This is a genomic window from Pseudomonas sp. 05N36 (assembly GCF_056397385.1).
On sequence record NZ_JBFTNH010000013.1, the window covers coordinates 41149 to 57074 of the forward strand.

A 15926-nucleotide genomic window follows, 5' to 3' on the forward strand; every position below is an offset into this window, starting at 1 on the left:
ATATTCTCCAGGCTCATTTCAAGCCCGCCTGTTTCAAAATGCTGTTGATTGTTCCCTTTGGAAGATCCGCGTCAGGGTGCTTGATCGTGACCCTCCCCGGTTTGCACGAATGTTTGTATTGATAGTGGCTGCCTTTGACTGCTACCAAATACCAACCGTCGTCTTCGATCATCCTGATCATTTCCCGACTCCGCATCACCTTCGCCCTTTGTCGTCAGCATTTGCTGCGACTTTACCCGGCAAACGGACACTCCAATACACACCATACACACTCGGTTAAATATTAGCCCATCGCAAACACGTATTTTTCTAACCAGACGACTGGCTAACCCGCCCGTGCCAACACCTGCGCCGCTCAATCCACAAATACCCGAACTGGTAGCGACATGTGTCGGTTGTGCAGGAAGCTCACCGACACTGGGGGGTGTACGACGGTGGACGGGTTTAAGCGCCATTGTGCTGAACGACGCCTATGCTCGGTATGACAAATACCGACTCAGGAGCACACTTCATGCACACCACGATCATCATCACCTTCGGCCTGGTCTTGCTGGCGCTGATGCTGTTCATCGGTGAGAAGCTCGGCTTCAGCCGCCAGACCCTGACTTACAGTTTCGTCGTCCTTTGGCTGGCGCTGACGGTGATCAACGGCGCTATCGGCATGATCACCGCCGGGCAACCGCTGACCTCTGAATTGATGGTGGGCTTCATGGTGTTCAGCGTACCGGTGGCCGCTCTGGTGTTGTTCATGACCTTGAACATCGCCTGAGCACCACCGGCCTCGATCAGCGCACCAGATGCAGGAACTGCATGTGTCGCTCGTACTGATCGAGGATGTCGTTGATGATTTGCTCCTTGGTGTAGCCCACCAGATCGTAATCCTGACTGCCTTCGCTCAGGTGCACTTCAGCCCGGTAGTAGCGACGGTTGTTGAGCTCTTTTGAGCCCATCCCGCCACGGGCGAAGGACGGCGTGAAGTAACCGCGCATTTGCGCCTGGTAGATGAACGGAGGCTGATCGCCGTGGCCGATTTCCAGGCTGACGTTGTCACTGGCCGGGTCCGGTTGAGTGACCACGTTCAAGCCCTTTTCAGCGAACACCGCCGTCACTTCTTCAATCGCCGGACGCACCGTCGTGTCGAGGAAACGGTACACCTCGTCACGCGACGGGAAGTGCACAGCCTGACTCAGACGCTGACGCCAGCCACCCTTACCGCGCCGTGACGACGCCGAGACCGGCGCCAACGAATGCAGCTGGGCAATCTGCTTCTGCGACTCGAGGTAGAACGCCTTGTGCAGCCCCCACATCATCAGCAACAGAATCAGCGAGAACGGCAACGAGGTCAGTACCACCGCTGACTTCAACGAGTCGATGCTGCCGGCAAACAACAATGCACTGGTGACCAGCGCGGTCATCGCGCCCCAGAACACCCGCAACCATTTCGGCCCGTCTTCATCGGCGTTACCGCCCTTGGCCGACAGCGTCGAGAGCACCACGGTGCCGGAGTCGGCCGAGGTGACGAAGAACACGAAGCTGATGAACACCGTAACGGTGATCACCGTTTTACTCCATGGGTAGGTTTCCAGCAGCAAGTAGAGGGTCATCGACGGGTTCTCGATGGCCGACAGGCCAAGGGCACTCATGCCGTGGTTGAGTACCTGGTCGATGGCGCTGTTACCGAAGATCGACATCCACGCCAGGGTGAAGCCGAGCGGAATCAACAGCACGCCGAAGACGAATTCACGGATGGTCCGACCACGGGAAATACGTGCGATGAACAGGCCCACGAACGGCGACCACGCGATCCACCAGGCCCAGTAGAACACCGTCCAGCCGCCCAGCCAGTCGCTGGGTTTGTCGTAGGCGTAAAGGTCGAAACTCTTCATCGGCAAGGCGCCGAGGTAGTCGCCAAGGTTCTGGATCAGGGTATTGAGCAGGTGCTGGGTAGGGCCGGCGAACAACACGAACAGCAACAGCGCACAGGCCAGCAGCATGTTGATGTCGGACATCACCCGCACGCCTTTATCGACGCCAGCGACGGCAACGATGATCGCCGCGCCCATCATCAGCGTGATCAGGCCGACCTGAATCCACTGGGTGTGGGCAATGCCGAACAAGTAGTCGAGGCCGGAGTTGAGGTGCAACACGCCGAAGCCCATGTCTGCGCCCAGACCGAACACCGTGGCAATGATGCCGAAGCCATCCACCGCGTAACCGATCGGGCCGTTGATGCGTTTGCCGATCAGTGGATAAAGCGCCGAGCGCAAGGCCAGCGGCAGGTTATGCCGATAGGCGAAATAGGCCAGCGCCATGCCGACAAACGCGAACACGCCCCAGCCGTGCAAACCCCAATGCAGAAACAGCACCTGCATCGCCTGGCGTGCTGCATCGGCCGTGCCGGGCTCGCCCTGGGGTGGTTGCAGCATATGCGTCAGCGGTTCGGAGACGCAGAAGAAAAACAGCGTGATGCTGATCCCGGCGGCAAACAGCATGCCGGCCCAGGACAGGTAACTGAATTCGGGCTCGTCGTGGTCGGCACCGAGCTTGATCTTGCCGTAGCCAGACAAGGCGGTGACCACCACGAAGACCAGATACAGGGTCATTGCCAGCATGTAGTACCAGCCGACCGTATTGGCCGCCCAGTTTTGCGCCGCCAGCAACCAGGCGCCGGACTCTTGCGGGAAGGCGATGACCACCAGGCCGAACAGTAAAATGAAGGTCGCCGCGAAGTAGAACACCGGCGGATTCATGCGGATCTGGCCGCTTGGAGGGGTGAACGATGCACTCATGAAACGTGCACCTCGAGGGGGTAAAACGTGGCTGTCAATAACGGACTCAGCAAAGGCTAGCCTCCTGTTGTGAGCGGGCAGCGAACCACCGGTTTAACTTGAATGAACGTTCAAGTTAAACACGGATAGGCTGTGAGGACTAATCGCAAGGCTCGGCGGTACGTTTCGTACGCTAGCTTAGGGAAGGGTATGACGCGGGGTTTGGAGGATTCGTTCAGTGGGAAATTGGCTGAATGCCAGTATCTCGGCTCGGCTTGAAACCATTCGCGAGCAAGCCCGCTCCCACAGGGTTCGTGTCGTTCACAATTTTGTGGGCTGACACAGATTCAATGTGGGAGCGAGCCTGCTCGCGATAGCGGAAGACCTGGCGGTGAAAGCCTCAGGGCTTACTTCTGCGTCCCGTCATCATGCTGCAAGTTCGCCTGGGTCAAATTGCAACCGGCCGGTACGCTGCGGGTCAGCCAGACGTTGCCGCCGATGGTCGAGCCCTTGCCGATGGTGATCCGTCCAAGGATGGTCGCGCCGGCATAGATCACCACATCGTCTTCAACGATCGGGTGGCGCGGATGGCCCTTCTGCAACTGACCGTCTTCGTCGGCCGGGAAGCGTTTGGCGCCGAGGGTCACGGCCTGGTAGATGCGTACCCGCTCGCCGATGATCGCGGTTTCGCCGATCACCACGCCTGTGCCGTGGTCGATGAAGAAACTGCGGCCGATCTGCGCGCCCGGGTGAATGTCGATGCCGGTCGCCGAGTGCGCGATTTCCGCACTGATCCGCGCCAGCAATGGCAGTCCGGCGCGGTACAAATGGTGGGCCAGACGATGGTGAATCACCGCCAGAATCCCCGGATAGCACAGCAGCACTTCATCGACACTGCGTGCGGCCGGGTCGCCGTGATACGCCGCCAGCACATCGGAATCCAACAGGCTGCGCAGCCCCGGCAAGGCCAGGGCGAAATCCTGGATCAGGCTGATCGCCCGCGCCTCGACTTCGGTATCGACCTGGGCGCTTTGCCGTGCGACATAGCGCAGCTCCAGCCGCGCCTGAGCCAGCAGCGCATTCAGCGCCACATCCAGCGTATGCCCGACGTAGAAGTCTTCACTCTCCTCGCGCAGATCCACCGGGCCCAGGCGCATCGGGAACAACGCACCACACAGTGCTTCGAGAATCTCCGCCATCGCCGCGCGCGATGGCAGCTCACGCCCGCCCTGCTCGCCGCTGATACGACCGTTCTGCGCCCGCCACTGGTCGCGGGCGGTGCGCAGTTGGCTGACGATGGTCTGTAATTGCCAATGGCTGGAACGCTGGCTCACGGTAAAACTCCTCACCTGCGGCGGCCGGACAGTAAGGCCGCCTGAACGGCGTTCACTTTACGGTATGCGCTCAAAACGGAATTAAGAACGAATTGTGCTGTTCTCAGCACTTTTTGGCATAAGCGACATTGTCGGTTGCCCGAGCAAATCGGCCTGCCTATAGTCCAGTCATCTCCCACAACCCGTGCGGCCCCATGATCAAACAACAGCTGGCTCGTTTTAATCGCCTGGACCTTCTTGCCAATGCTACCGCGCTGGAAAAACTCGAACGCTTGTCGGCCTGGCTAGGGCGTGATGTCTACGTCAAACGTGACGACCTGACACCGCTGGCCATGGGCGGCAACAAGCTGCGCAAACTCGAATACCTCGCCGCCGACGCGCTCGCGCAAGGTGCCGATACGCTGATCACCGCTGGCGCCATCCAGTCCAACCATGTGCGTCAGACAGCAGCGCTTGCCGCCAAACTGGGCCTGGGCTGCGTCGCCTTGCTGGAAAATCCGATCGGTACTGATGACGCTAACTACCTGGGCAACGGCAATCGCCTGCTGCTGGACTTGTTCGATGCCAAGGTCGAGCTGGTCGAGAACCTCGATAACGCCGACCAACAGTTGCAGGCACTGGCCGAGCGTCTGCGCAGTAACGGCAAAAAACCTTATCTGGTGCCGATTGGCGGCTCCAACGCCTTGGGCGCGCTGGGCTATGTACGAGCCGGACTGGAGCTGGCCGGGCAAATCGAGGACAGCGGCCTGCAATTCGCCGCCGTGGTGCTGGCTTCGGGCAGCGCCGGGACTCATAGCGGTCTGGCGTTGGCGCTGAGCGAAGTACTGCCGGACTTGCCGGTGATCGGCGTCACCGTTTCGCGCAGCGACGAAGACCAGCGGCCGAAGGTCCAGGGCCTGGCCGAGCGCACCGCCGAACTGCTGGGTGTGAGCCTGCCGGCGAGCTTCAAGGTTCAATTGTGGGACGAGTATTTCGCTCCGCGTTACGGCGAGCCGAACGCCGGCACCCTGGCGGCCGTCAAGTTGCTGGCCAGCCAGGAAGGGCTGTTGCTCGACCCGGTCTACACTGGCAAGGCCATGGCCGGTTTGCTCGACGGTATCGGCCGGCAGCGCTTCAATGACGGCCCGATCATCTTCCTGCACACGGGCGGCGCGCCGGCGTTGTTTGCCTATAACTCGGCGTTTTGAGCCTGCCGGAAAAAGATCTTCTGTGGTGAGGGAGCAAGCTCCCTCACCAAAGGAATTACACGAAGCCTTTTATATTCCAACAAAGAATAACAAACTGAATTTATATTATTTTCACATCTAAAAGCCTCGTCATATAGTCGCGCCGCAGGCGCAATTGCTGCGAGACGCATACGCTGCTTTTAGGGCACGATGTTGCAGCCGTTCAATTCCCGGTTTTGCCTGCTTCTCCAAAAAACGTCTTCATAAAAAACACAGGGGCTTGTCATGAATTTCTCCGCGTTTCGTCGAAATCTGCTGGTGGGCTCGTTGGGCCTGGTACTCGGTGCTGGCCTGTTGGGGCAAGCGGTGGCCGGTGAGCAGCTGCAAAAAATCAAGGAGGCCGGCGTGATCAACGTCGGTCTGGAAGGCACTTATCCACCGTTCAGTTTCGTCGATGCCGACGGCAAACTGGCCGGCTTCGAAGTGGAGTTCTCCGAAGCCCTGGCCAAAGAGCTGGGCGTGAAGGTCAAACTGCAACCGACCAAATGGGACGGCATCCTCGCGGCGCTGGAATCCAAGCGTCTGGACGCAGTGATCAACCAGGTGACCATCTCCGAAGAGCGCAAGAAGAAGTATGACTTCTCCGAGCCTTACACCGTTTCCGGGATTCAGGCACTGGTGCTGACGAAGAAGGTTGCGGCGCTGAACATCAAGACCGCCGCCGACCTGACTGGCAAGAAAGTCGGTGTAGGCCTGGGCACCAACTACGAGCAGTGGGTAAAAGCCAATGTGCCAGGTGCTGAAGTCCGCACCTACGAAGACGATCCGACCAAGTTCCAGGACCTGCGCGTTGGCCGCACCGACGTCATTCTGATCGACCGCCTCGCCGCGCTGGAATACGCCAGGAAGGCCAAGGACACCACCGCCGCCGGCGAACCGTTCTCCCGTCAGGAATCCGGCATTGCCCTGCGCAAAGGCGAGCCTGAGCTGCTGGCTGCGGTGAACAAGGCCATCGACAAGCTGCGTGCCGACGGTACGCTGAAAAAGCTTTCGGAAAAATACTTCAGCGCTGACGTCACCCAATAATGGAAGAAGCTTTCCAACTCGCGCTGGACTCCGCGCCCTTTCTGCTCAAGGGCGCGTATTTCACGGTCATCCTCAGCCTGGGCGGGATGTTCTTTGGTCTGTTGCTGGGGTTTAGCCTGGCCTTGATGCGCTTGTCGCGCTTCAAGCTGGTGAGCTGGATCGCCCGCATCTACGTGTCGTTCTTTCGCGGCACGCCGTTGCTGGTGCAACTGTTCGTGATCTATTACGGCTTGCCGCAATTGGGCATCGAACTTGATCCGCTGCCGGCCGCCTTGATCGGCTTCTCGCTGAACATGGCCGCCTATGCCTGCGAAATCCTTCGTGCCGCGATCAGCTCCATCGAGCGCGGACAGTGGGAAGCCGCTGCCAGTATCGGCATGACCCGTGCGCAAACCCTGCGCCGGGCCATCCTGCCGCAAGCTGCGCGAACGGCGTTGCCGCCACTGGGCAACAGCTTCATTTCGCTGGTCAAGGACACCGCGCTGGCGGCGACCATTCAGGTGCCGGAGCTGTTCCGTCAGGCACAGCTGATCACCGCCCGTACCTTTGAAATTTTCACCATGTATCTTGCCGCCGCACTGATCTACTGGGTGCTTGCAACGGTGCTCTCGCACCTGCAAAACCAGTTGGAAGAGCGGGTCAATCGGCACGACCAGGAGTCCTGACCCCATGATTGTCGTGGAAAAACTGACAAAGCAGTTCAAGGGTCAAGTGGTGCTCAACGGCATCGATCTGAAGGTTGAAGAAGGCGAGGTGGTCGCGATCATCGGCCCTAGCGGCTCGGGCAAGACCACCTTCCTGCGTTGCCTGAACTTTCTTGAAGAACCCACCAGCGGCCGGATCAAGGTCGGCGACATCGAGATCGATGGCAGCCGCCCGCTGAACCAGCAGCAGAGCCTGGTGCGCCGCTTGCGCCAGCACGTCGGTTTCGTGTTTCAGAACTTCAATCTGTTCCCCCATCGCACGGCCCTGGAAAACGTCATCGAAGGCCCTTTGGTGGTGAAGAAAATGCCAAGGGACCAAGCGTTGGCGCTGGGTCGAAAACTGCTGGCCAAGGTCGGCCTGGCAGGCAAGGAAGACGCCTATCCGCGCAGGCTGTCCGGTGGGCAGCAACAGCGCGTGGCAATCGCCCGGGCGCTGGCCATGGAGCCGGAAGTGATTCTCTTCGACGAGCCAACCTCGGCGCTCGATCCGGAACTGGTCGGCGAAGTGCTGGCGGCCATTCGCAGCCTGGCCGAAGAAAAACGCACCATGGTCATCGTGACCCACGAAATGAGTTTTGCTCGTGATGTGGCGAACCGGGTGGTGTTTTTCGACAAGGGCGTCATCGTCGAACAAGGTGAAGCAAAGGCATTGTTTGCCCATCCGAAAGAAGAACGAACCCGGCAATTCCTCAATAAGTTCCTCAACTCCTGAAGTTGATAATCACCTTCAGAAACGTATTAACCACTGTCAACTTCCACGGACGGAAGTGACATTTATCGCACAACTTTACCTGCCGCCCCCGCCTTCCGCCGACTTCCATAATTAATTAATCACCCCAGTCTAAAGCGGTATATAGATACCTCCTGCAACATCCTCCCGCCACGTAACCTCCACCACACTCAGATTGATCCAGTGCCGAAAAACACCGGAAACACTGGCTCACAAATCGAGCGCACCCAGGAAAAAGCCGAACAGCATGTCCATCGATCGCTAACTATAGGTAGGAAATATCTGAATAGCCTGGCATTCCCATGTTCTTAACTTGCGTCTATTGACACTCCGTCGACCACTCCCTTATCTAGGCGCTAACAGGCATTTCACAGTATTTGAATATAACTACCCTAACGCCTTCGACACTTCCGAAATGGACTTCGCTGCGATGTTTCAAGGAGAACACACATGACTTGTATGTCGAACAAAGTTGAACTGGCGGCTCCCGGCCTGATGCAGTCACCCGGTTCTGCCATCAACATCACTTCCGCTGCTTACCTGCTGATCGAAATAGCGCCTTATGCCGGCATGGACGAAGGTGATCTGATCGAGCTGTTCTGGGACAACTGCTATGTAGCCTCAAGGGTGCTCAACCGCGCAGATGTCGGTCAGCCGCTCAGCCTGCGGGTTCCCGAGAGTTTTATCCGCAATGGCAGCTCGCGTATCCACTACCGGCTCATGCAAGTCGGGCAAGGCCCGGCGCTGTCTGCGACGAAACGGGTCCAGGTCAAACTCGACTGCCCGGGTGGTCAGCCACACACCCTGTGCGCAGATGAAAACCAGCGCCTGGAACCATTGGGTATTCCCGAGATGATTCGCCGTCACGGGGTCAATCCGAACCAGATCAAACGCGGCGTGCCACTGATCATCGAACCTTATCTGAACATGGCGGCTGATGATGAAATCACCCTGCGCTGGGGCGATGTGCGCATGGACCTGCCCAGGATCAAACCCGACGAAGTCGGCCACCCGATCAACGTCTGGGTGCCGCCCTCAGTGATTCTTGAGGCCGGTGAAGATAACCGGCTGGAAGTCACCTACTGCATTCTTGATCGAGCAGGCAATAACTCACGCTGGGCGCCAGCGCGCACCTTGAAAGTCGGCTGCGCCAATCCTTGCCTGAAGGTACCGCTCGAATAGCTGCCGCAGGCCGCTCCCCGCAACAGATGAGATCCCTGTAGCAGCTGGCGAAGCCTGCGTTCGGCTGCGTAGCAGTCGTAAATCCTGAAACCGCATTTAATCTGAATAAGTGCTGCGTCCGATTTTGCGACTGCTGCGCAGCCGAACGCAGGCTTCGCCAGCTGCTACAGGGTTGCGTTACATCCGCCCATGCGAACAACCACAGGGGCTGATGACACCCTTCTATGCATATTCCTAAAAGTTAGTTTATTAATTTTTAATACGCTATTAGGGTATATAAACCGGACCACCGGACATTCTTGATTTTGATTTCGCCGCACGCTGCGGCTTATCCATGAGAGGTGAGGTAGGTATGGTCAGGAACATAATCACCCCGGTGCACATCGCCAGGGCATTGCGTGCAGCCAAGGAGCGGCGCTGATGTCTAATCTGGCAGATGCAAACGTTCAGAGTGATCTGGACATTCCCCCGCTGTTGTTGCCCGCGCAGGTCTTGCGCAACGACGCACAAGCCCTCGAAGCAGCCCGTGAACTCGCTCAGGTCGCCCGCTTGCAAGCCGCGCGACGCGATCAACAGCGCAAGTTGCCCTGGGCGGAAATCGAACAGTTCACCCGCAGTGGCCTGGGCAGTATTGCCATTGGCAAAGCGTTCGGCGGCCCCGAGGTTTCATTCGTCACCATCGCCGAAGTCTTCGCGATCATTTCCGCGGCCGACCCGGCACTCGGGCAAATCCCGCAGAACCACTTCGGCATTCTCAACCTGCTCCAGCACACCGCCAACGAACGGCAGAAAAAGCAGCTGTTCCAGAGCGTGCTCGACGGTTGGCGAATCGGCAATGCGGGCCCGGAACGCGGCACCAAAAACACCTTGGAGCTCAAGGCCCGCATCACCGCCGACGGTGATGGCTACGTCATCAATGGCCAGAAGTTTTACTCCACAGGCGCACTGTTCGCGCACTGGGTCGCGATCAAGGCACTCAACGACGACGGCAAGCAAGTCATCGCCTTCGTCCGTCGCGGCACTCCGGGGCTGCGCATCGTCGATGACTGGTCAGGCTTCGGCCAGCGCACCACGGCCAGCGGCACCGTGCTGCTGAACAATGTGCGGGTCGATGCCGATCTGGTGGTGGAAAACTGGCGGATCAATGACAGCCCGAACATCCAGGGCGCCGTGTCACAGCTGATTCAAGCTGCCATCGACGCCGGCATTGCGCGCGGCGCCATCGATGACGCCATCAGCTTCGTTCGCGAACGCGCACGGCCGTGGATCGACGCCAACGTCGAACGCGCCAGCGATGACCTCTACGTGATTGCCGACATCGGCAAACTGAAAATCGACCTGCACGCCGCCGAAGCGCTGCTGCGCAAAGCCGGGAATGTGCTCGATCAAGTCAGCGCCGCGCCGGTCACCGCCGAGTCCGCCGCACGCGCCTCGATTGCCGTCGCCGAAGCCAAGGTGCTGACCACCGAGATCTCGCTGCTGGCCAGCGAAAAGCTCTTCGAACTGGCCGGCAGCCGCGCCACCCTCGCCGAGYTCAACCTCGACCGCCACTGGCGCAACGCGCGCGTGCACACCCTGCACGATCCGGTGCGCTGGAAGTACCACGCCGTGGGCACTTATCACCTGAACGGCACAAAACCAGCCCGCCATTCCTGGATCTGAACGACCAGAACACTTTTGACCAGATCTCTGGAGAAACACATGACTCTTTCTCACCCCGTCGCGGTCATCACCAGCGATGAGCAAGCCCTTGTCGTCGCCAGCGATCTGGCCGAAGACTTCAAACGCGACAGCGCCCTGCGCGACCGTGAGCGACGCCTGCCCTACCCCGAACTGGAAGTCTTTTCGCGCTCCGGCCTGTGGGGCATCAGCGTGCCCAGGGAATACGGCGGCGCCGGCGTTTCCAACGTCACCCTGGCCAAAATCATCGCGCTGATCGCCCAGGCCGACGGTTCACTGGGGCAGATCCCGCAGAACCATTTTTATGCCCTCGAAGTGCTGCGCGTGAACGGTACGCCCGAGCAGAAAAAACGCCTGTACGCCGAAGTCCTCGCCGGTCAGCGCTTCGGCAATGCACTGGCCGAACTAGGGACCAAAACCGCTCTCCACCGGGTCACCAGCCTGACTCCCGATGGCAACGGTTTTCGCATCAACGGCCGCAAGTTCTACGCCACCGGAGCGATCTACGCACAACGGATTCCGACCACGGTGGTCGATGAAAACGGCGTCCAGCAACTGGCCTTCGTCCCGCGTGACAGCCAGGGCCTGACGGTCATCGATGACTGGAGCGGCTTCGGCCAGCGCACCACCGGCAGCGGTTCGGTGGTGTTCGAAGACGTCTACGTCTCGGCAAACGACGTGATCCCGTTTCAAAGCGCCTTCGAACGTCCAACCCCGGTCGGCCCACTGGCACAGATTCTCCACGCGGCCATCGACACCGGTATTGCTCGCGCCGCCTATGAAGACGCGCTGCATTTCGTACGGAGCAAAACCCGCCCGTGGATCGACTCGGGCAATGACAACGCCACTGAAGACCCGCTGACAATCAAAAGCTTTGGCCACCTGAGCATTCGCCTGCACGCGACGGAAGCACTGCTGGAACGCGCGGGAGAATTCCTCGACCGCGCCCAGGCCGACACCAACGCCGAAACGATCGCGGCGGCCTCGATTGCCGTGGCCGAAGCGCGCGCCATCAGCACCGAGATCTCCCTGGCAGCCGGCAGCACGCTGTTCGAACTGTCCGGCAGCCAGGCCACCCTGGCCGAGCACGGGCTGGATCGTCACTGGCGCAACGCCCGCGTGCACACCCTGCACGACCCGGTGCGCTGGAAGTACCACGCGATTGGCAACTACTACCTCAACGATGAAAACCCGCCGCTGCGAGGGACTATTTGATGCCCTCGCCTCCGACAAAGAAAAAAAAGATCCTGCTCAATGCCTTCAACATGAACTGCATCGGGCACATCAACCATGGCCTGTGGACTCATCCTCGGGACAACTCGACCCAGTACAAGACAATCGAGTACTGGACCGAACTCGCGCAATTGCTGGAGCGTGGACTATTCGACGGGCTGTTCATCGCCGACATCGTCGGGGTGTACGACGTCTATCAGCACTCGGTCGATGTGCCGCTCAAGGAGTCGATCCAGTTGCCGGTCAACGACCCGCTGCTGCTGGTGTCGGCCATGGCTGCGGTGACCAGGAACCTCGGCTTCGGCCTGACCGCCAACCTCACCTATGAGCCGCCGTACCTGTTCGCCCGGCGTATGTCGACCCTCGATCACCTGAGCCGTGGCCGGGTCGGCTGGAACATCGTCACCGGCTATCTCGACAGCGCCGCCAAGGCCATGGGCCTGAGCGAACAGGTCGAGCATGACCGACGTTACGACCAGGCCGATGAGTACCTTGAGGTGCTGTACAAACTCTGGGAAGGCAGTTGGGAAAACGATGCGGTGATCAACGACCGCGAGCAGCGGGTCTATGCCCAACCGGGCAAAGTCCACAAGGTGGAACACCACGGCGAGTTCTATCAGGTCGAGGGTTATCATCTCTGCGAGCCCTCGCCGCAGCGCACGCCGGTGCTGTTTCAGGCCGGCAGTTCGGATCGTGGCCTGGTGTTCGCCGGGCAACACGCCGAGTGCGTGTTCATCAGCGGCCAGAACAAGGCCACGACCAAGGTGCAGGTGGACAAGGTCCGCGCCAGCGCCGCCGCTGCCGGGCGCAACCCCGAGGACATCAAGGTCTTCATGGGGCTGAACGTAATCGTCGGTGCAACCGAGGAGCTGGCCTGGGCCAAGCACGCCGAGTACCTGAGCTACGCCAGCGCCGAAGCCGGTGTGGCGCATTTCTCGGCGTCCACCGGGATCGACTTTTCCGAATACGAACTCGATGAACCCATCCAGTACGTGAAAAACAACGCTATCCAGTCCGCCACCAAAAACCTGCAAAACAACGACTGGACCCGACGCAAGTTGCTTGAGCAACACGCCTTGGGCGGCCGCTACATCACCGTGGTCGGCTCGCCTGCACAGGTCGCCGATGAACTGGAATCCTGGATCGCGGAAACCGGCCTGGACGGCTTCAACCTGACCCGCATCGTCACCCCGGAAAGCTATGTCGATTTCATCGACCTGGTGATTCCCGAGCTGCAACACCGCGGGTCGTACAAGACCGCTTATGACGAAGGCACCTTGCGCGAAAAGCTGTTTCACGCAGAGGCGTATTTGCCCAAGCAACACACTGGCTCTGCGTTCCGACGCTAAAAGCATCGCGAGCAGGCTCGCCCCCACAGGGGAACGCATTCCAACCGTGGGAGCGAGCCTGCTCGCGATGAGGCCCGACCAGACACCCCACATTTCATGCACTGACTGGAATAACCATCATGACCAAGAAGCTCTTAAAACACCCAGTCAAAGCACTGGCCCTGGCCCTCGGCCTCTTCAGCTCCATGACTTTCGCCGCCGACGCACCGCTGAAAATCGGCACCACCGCCGCCTTCGCCATCCCGCTGGAGGCGGCAGTCGAAGAAGCCGGCAAACAAGGCCTGAAGGTCGAGCTGGTGGAGTTCAGCGACTGGATCGCACCGAACGTCAGCCTGGCCTCGGGTGACATCGATGTGAACTACTTCCAGCACATTCCGTTCCTGGAAAACGCCAAGGCCGCCGCCGGTTTTGATCTGGTGCCGTTTGCACCGGGGATCATCAACAATGTCGGCCTGTACTCGAAGAAATACAAAAGCTTCGACGAGCTTCCCGAGGGCGCCAGCGTGGCCATCGCCAACGATCCGATCAACAGCGGGCGCGGTTTGCAACTATTGGCCAAGGCCGGGTTGATCAGCCTCAAACCGGGGGTGGGCTACAAGGCGACCGAAGACGACATCGTCACCAACCCGAAAAAGCTGAAGATCCTTCAGGTTGAAGCCGTGCAACTGGTGCGTGCGTATGACGACGCCGATCTGGTGCAGGGCTACCCGGCCTACATTCGTCTGGCCAAGACCTTCGACGCCGGCTCGGCGCTGCTGTTCGACGGCCTCGACCACAAGGAATACGTGATCCAGTTCGTGATCCAGCCAAAAAGCAAAACCGACCCGCGCCTGATCAGGTTCGTCGACATCTACCAGCATTCGCCGGTGGTTCGCGCCGCCCTGGATAAAGCCCACGGCAAGCTCTACCAAGCTGGCTGGGAAGGCTGACCATGAATGCCGCCAACGCCCAACTTCGACTGCAAATCCAGCCGTCCAGCAGTGCAGAACAAACCGAGCTGCACCCTGAACTCAACCGCGCCCATGTGCGATTTATCAGCGTGGGTAAAACCTACAACGGCCAGCAAGGCCCGGTCGCTGCGCTGCACGGCATTGACCTGGCGATCCAGCGCGGTGAAGTGTTCGGCATCATCGGCCGCAGCGGTGCCGGCAAGTCCTCGCTGATCCGCACCATCAACCGCCTCGAACAACCGAGCACCGGTCGGGTGCTGATCGATCAGGTGGACATCGGCGAGTTCGATGAAGACCGTCTGGTGGCGCTGCGGCGGCGGATCGGCATGATCTTCCAGCACTTCAACCTGATGTCGGCCAAAACCGTGTGGCAGAACGTAGAGCTGCCGCTCAAGGTCGCCGGCGTGCCGAAAGCCGAGCGTGAACAGAAGGTCCGTGAGCTGCTGGAACTGGTCGGCCTGCAAGGCAAACACCAGGCCTATCCAGCGCAGCTTTCGGGCGGGCAAAAACAGCGTGTCGGCATCGCCCGGGCGCTGGTGCATGACCCGGCGATTCTGCTCTGCGACGAGGCCACCTCGGCCCTCGACCCGGAAACCACGCAATCGATCCTCAGCCTGCTGCGCGAGATCAATCAGCGCCTCGGGCTGACGATCATTCTGATCACCCACGAAATGGCGGTAATTCGCGATATCTGTGATCGGGTGGTGGTACTCGAGCACGGACGAATCGTCGAGCAAGGACCGGTCTGGGAAGTGTTTGGCAACCCGCAGCACGAGGTCAGCAAAACCCTGCTGGCGCCTCTGCAACACGGCTTGCCGGAAGAACTGCGAAGCCGCTTGCAGGCGCAACCGCACTCGTCGGAATCCGCGGTAGTGCTGCGTTTGCAGTTCACCGGCAACAGCACTGATGAGCCCGACCTGGCGGCGCTGTTCAGTGCGCTCGGCGGTCGCGTGCGCTTGCTGCAAGGTGGCGTCGAACGGATTCAGGGTCACGCCCTTGGTCAATTGTTGTTGGCAGTAACCGGTTCGTCCCTGGACGCCGAAGAGTTGCGCCAGCGCGCCCGTCACTGGGCGCAACAGGTGGAGGTGCTGGGTTATGTGGTTTGATCGATTGTTGCAGGGCGTTATCGACACCTTTCTGATGGTCGGCGTGTCATCGTTGATCGCGCTGTTGGCGGGTATTCCGCTGGCGGTAATTCTGGTCACCAGCGCCAAGGGCGGCATCTATGAAGCGCCTGCGCTGAACCGTGCGCTGGGGGCCTTCGTCAATCTGTTCCGCTCGGTCCCGTTCCTGATTCTGATGGTCGCACTGATCCCCTTCACCCGCTTGATCGTCGGTACTACTTACGGCGTCTGGGCCGCCGTGGTGCCGCTGACCATCGCCGCCACACCATTCTTTGCGCGCATCGCCGAAGTCAGCTTGCGCGAGGTCGACCACGGGCTGATCGAAGCCGCCCAGGCCATGGGCTGCCGACGCTGGCATATCGTCTGGCATGTGTTGTTGCCTGAGGCGCTGCCGGGAATCGTCGGGGGGTTCACCATCACGTTGGTCACGATGATCAACTCGTCGGCCATGGCCGGAGCGATTGGTGCCGGCGGCTTGGGGGATATTGCGTACCGCTACGGGTATCAGCGGTTTGATAGCCAGATCATGCTGACGGTGATTGTATTGCTGGTGGTGTTGGTGGCGGTGATTCAGTTGGGTGGGGATCGGTTGGTGCGGGTTTTGAATAAGCGCTGAACGA

The 15926-nt window shown here is 59.7% G+C and carries 15 protein-coding genes; 12 read left to right on the forward strand and 3 right to left on the reverse strand.

Going from position 1 to position 15926, the window contains the following annotated elements; translation table 11 throughout:
• Positions 1-13 precede the first annotated feature (13 nt).
• Positions 14-196: a type II toxin-antitoxin system HicA family toxin gene (locus tag AC1DIH_RS17680; RefSeq protein ID WP_216742781.1), complete on the reverse strand. Its 183-nt coding sequence runs from the start codon at positions 194-196 to the stop codon at positions 14-16.
• 315 nt (positions 197-511) lie between these two features.
• Here AC1DIH_RS17680 and AC1DIH_RS17685 point away from each other — a divergent pair, with 315 nt between their 5' ends.
• Positions 512-769 carry a hypothetical protein gene (locus tag AC1DIH_RS17685; RefSeq protein WP_103318279.1) on the forward strand — a complete coding sequence of 86 codons (258 nt, stop codon included), beginning with the start codon at positions 512-514 and terminating at the stop codon, positions 767-769.
• Positions 770-785: 16 nt separating this feature from the next.
• Here the strand turns inward: AC1DIH_RS17685 and betT are convergent, their stop codons facing one another.
• Both betT and epsC read right to left on the reverse strand, forming a co-directional pair.
• Complete coding sequence (betT, locus tag AC1DIH_RS17690; RefSeq protein ID WP_477772736.1) at positions 786-2750, reverse strand: choline transporter BetT; 1965 nt, start codon at positions 2748-2750, stop codon at positions 786-788.
• A 425-nt stretch (positions 2751-3175) separates the two neighbouring features.
• A complete protein-coding gene (gene epsC, locus AC1DIH_RS17695; RefSeq protein WP_054595085.1) occupies positions 3176-4102 on the reverse strand; it encodes a serine O-acetyltransferase EpsC in 927 nt (308 codons plus the stop codon).
• Between the two features lie 194 nt (positions 4103-4296).
• On the opposite strand from epsC, the gene AC1DIH_RS17700 reads away from it, so the two are divergent.
• From AC1DIH_RS17700 to AC1DIH_RS17750, 11 genes are all read left to right on the forward strand, one after another.
• Entirely contained in the window at positions 4297-5289 is a 993-nt protein-coding gene (locus AC1DIH_RS17700; protein ID WP_477772662.1) for a D-cysteine desulfhydrase, read from the forward strand.
• Between the two features lie 264 nt (positions 5290-5553).
• Positions 5554-6354: a cystine ABC transporter substrate-binding protein gene (gene tcyJ, locus AC1DIH_RS17705; protein ID WP_477772663.1), complete on the forward strand. Its 801-nt coding sequence runs from the start codon at positions 5554-5556 to the stop codon at positions 6352-6354.
• Positions 6354-7019, forward strand: coding sequence for a cystine ABC transporter permease (gene tcyL, locus AC1DIH_RS17710; RefSeq protein WP_054595082.1), 666 nt, complete (start codon positions 6354-6356; stop codon positions 7017-7019). The genes tcyJ and tcyL overlap by 1 nt, the downstream gene beginning before the upstream one ends.
• A gap of 4 nt (positions 7020-7023) precedes the next feature.
• Positions 7024-7770 carry an L-cystine ABC transporter ATP-binding protein TcyN gene (tcyN, locus tag AC1DIH_RS17715; RefSeq protein ID WP_477772664.1) on the forward strand — a complete coding sequence of 249 codons (747 nt, stop codon included), beginning with the start codon at positions 7024-7026 and terminating at the stop codon, positions 7768-7770.
• Positions 7771-8238: 468 nt separating this feature from the next.
• Positions 8239-8970, forward strand: coding sequence for a hypothetical protein (locus AC1DIH_RS17720; RefSeq protein ID WP_477772665.1), 732 nt, complete (start codon positions 8239-8241; stop codon positions 8968-8970).
• A gap of 420 nt (positions 8971-9390) precedes the next feature.
• Positions 9391-10632 carry an SfnB family sulfur acquisition oxidoreductase gene (locus AC1DIH_RS17725; RefSeq protein ID WP_477772666.1) on the forward strand — a complete coding sequence of 414 codons (1242 nt, stop codon included), beginning with the start codon at positions 9391-9393 and terminating at the stop codon, positions 10630-10632.
• A 39-nt stretch (positions 10633-10671) separates the two neighbouring features.
• On the forward strand, positions 10672-11865 hold the full coding sequence (locus tag AC1DIH_RS17730) for an SfnB family sulfur acquisition oxidoreductase (protein ID WP_477772667.1): 1194 nt from the start codon (positions 10672-10674) through the stop codon (positions 11863-11865).
• Positions 11865-13232, forward strand: a complete 1368-nt coding sequence (locus AC1DIH_RS17735; RefSeq protein WP_477772668.1) for an LLM class flavin-dependent oxidoreductase — start codon at positions 11865-11867, stop codon at positions 13230-13232. Before AC1DIH_RS17730 ends, AC1DIH_RS17735 begins: the two co-directional genes overlap by 1 nt.
• Before the next feature lie 119 nt (positions 13233-13351).
• On the forward strand, positions 13352-14161 hold the full coding sequence (locus AC1DIH_RS17740) for a MetQ/NlpA family ABC transporter substrate-binding protein (RefSeq protein WP_477772669.1): 810 nt from the start codon (positions 13352-13354) through the stop codon (positions 14159-14161).
• 2 nt (positions 14162-14163) lie between these two features.
• Positions 14164-15288 (forward strand): methionine ABC transporter ATP-binding protein, encoded by a 1125-nt coding sequence (locus tag AC1DIH_RS17745; RefSeq protein ID WP_477772670.1) that lies wholly within the window; start codon positions 14164-14166, stop codon positions 15286-15288.
• Positions 15278-15922, forward strand: a complete 645-nt coding sequence (locus AC1DIH_RS17750) for a methionine ABC transporter permease (RefSeq protein WP_477772671.1) — start codon at positions 15278-15280, stop codon at positions 15920-15922. The genes AC1DIH_RS17745 and AC1DIH_RS17750 overlap by 11 nt, the downstream gene beginning before the upstream one ends.
• Positions 15923-15926: the final 4 nt, after the last annotated feature.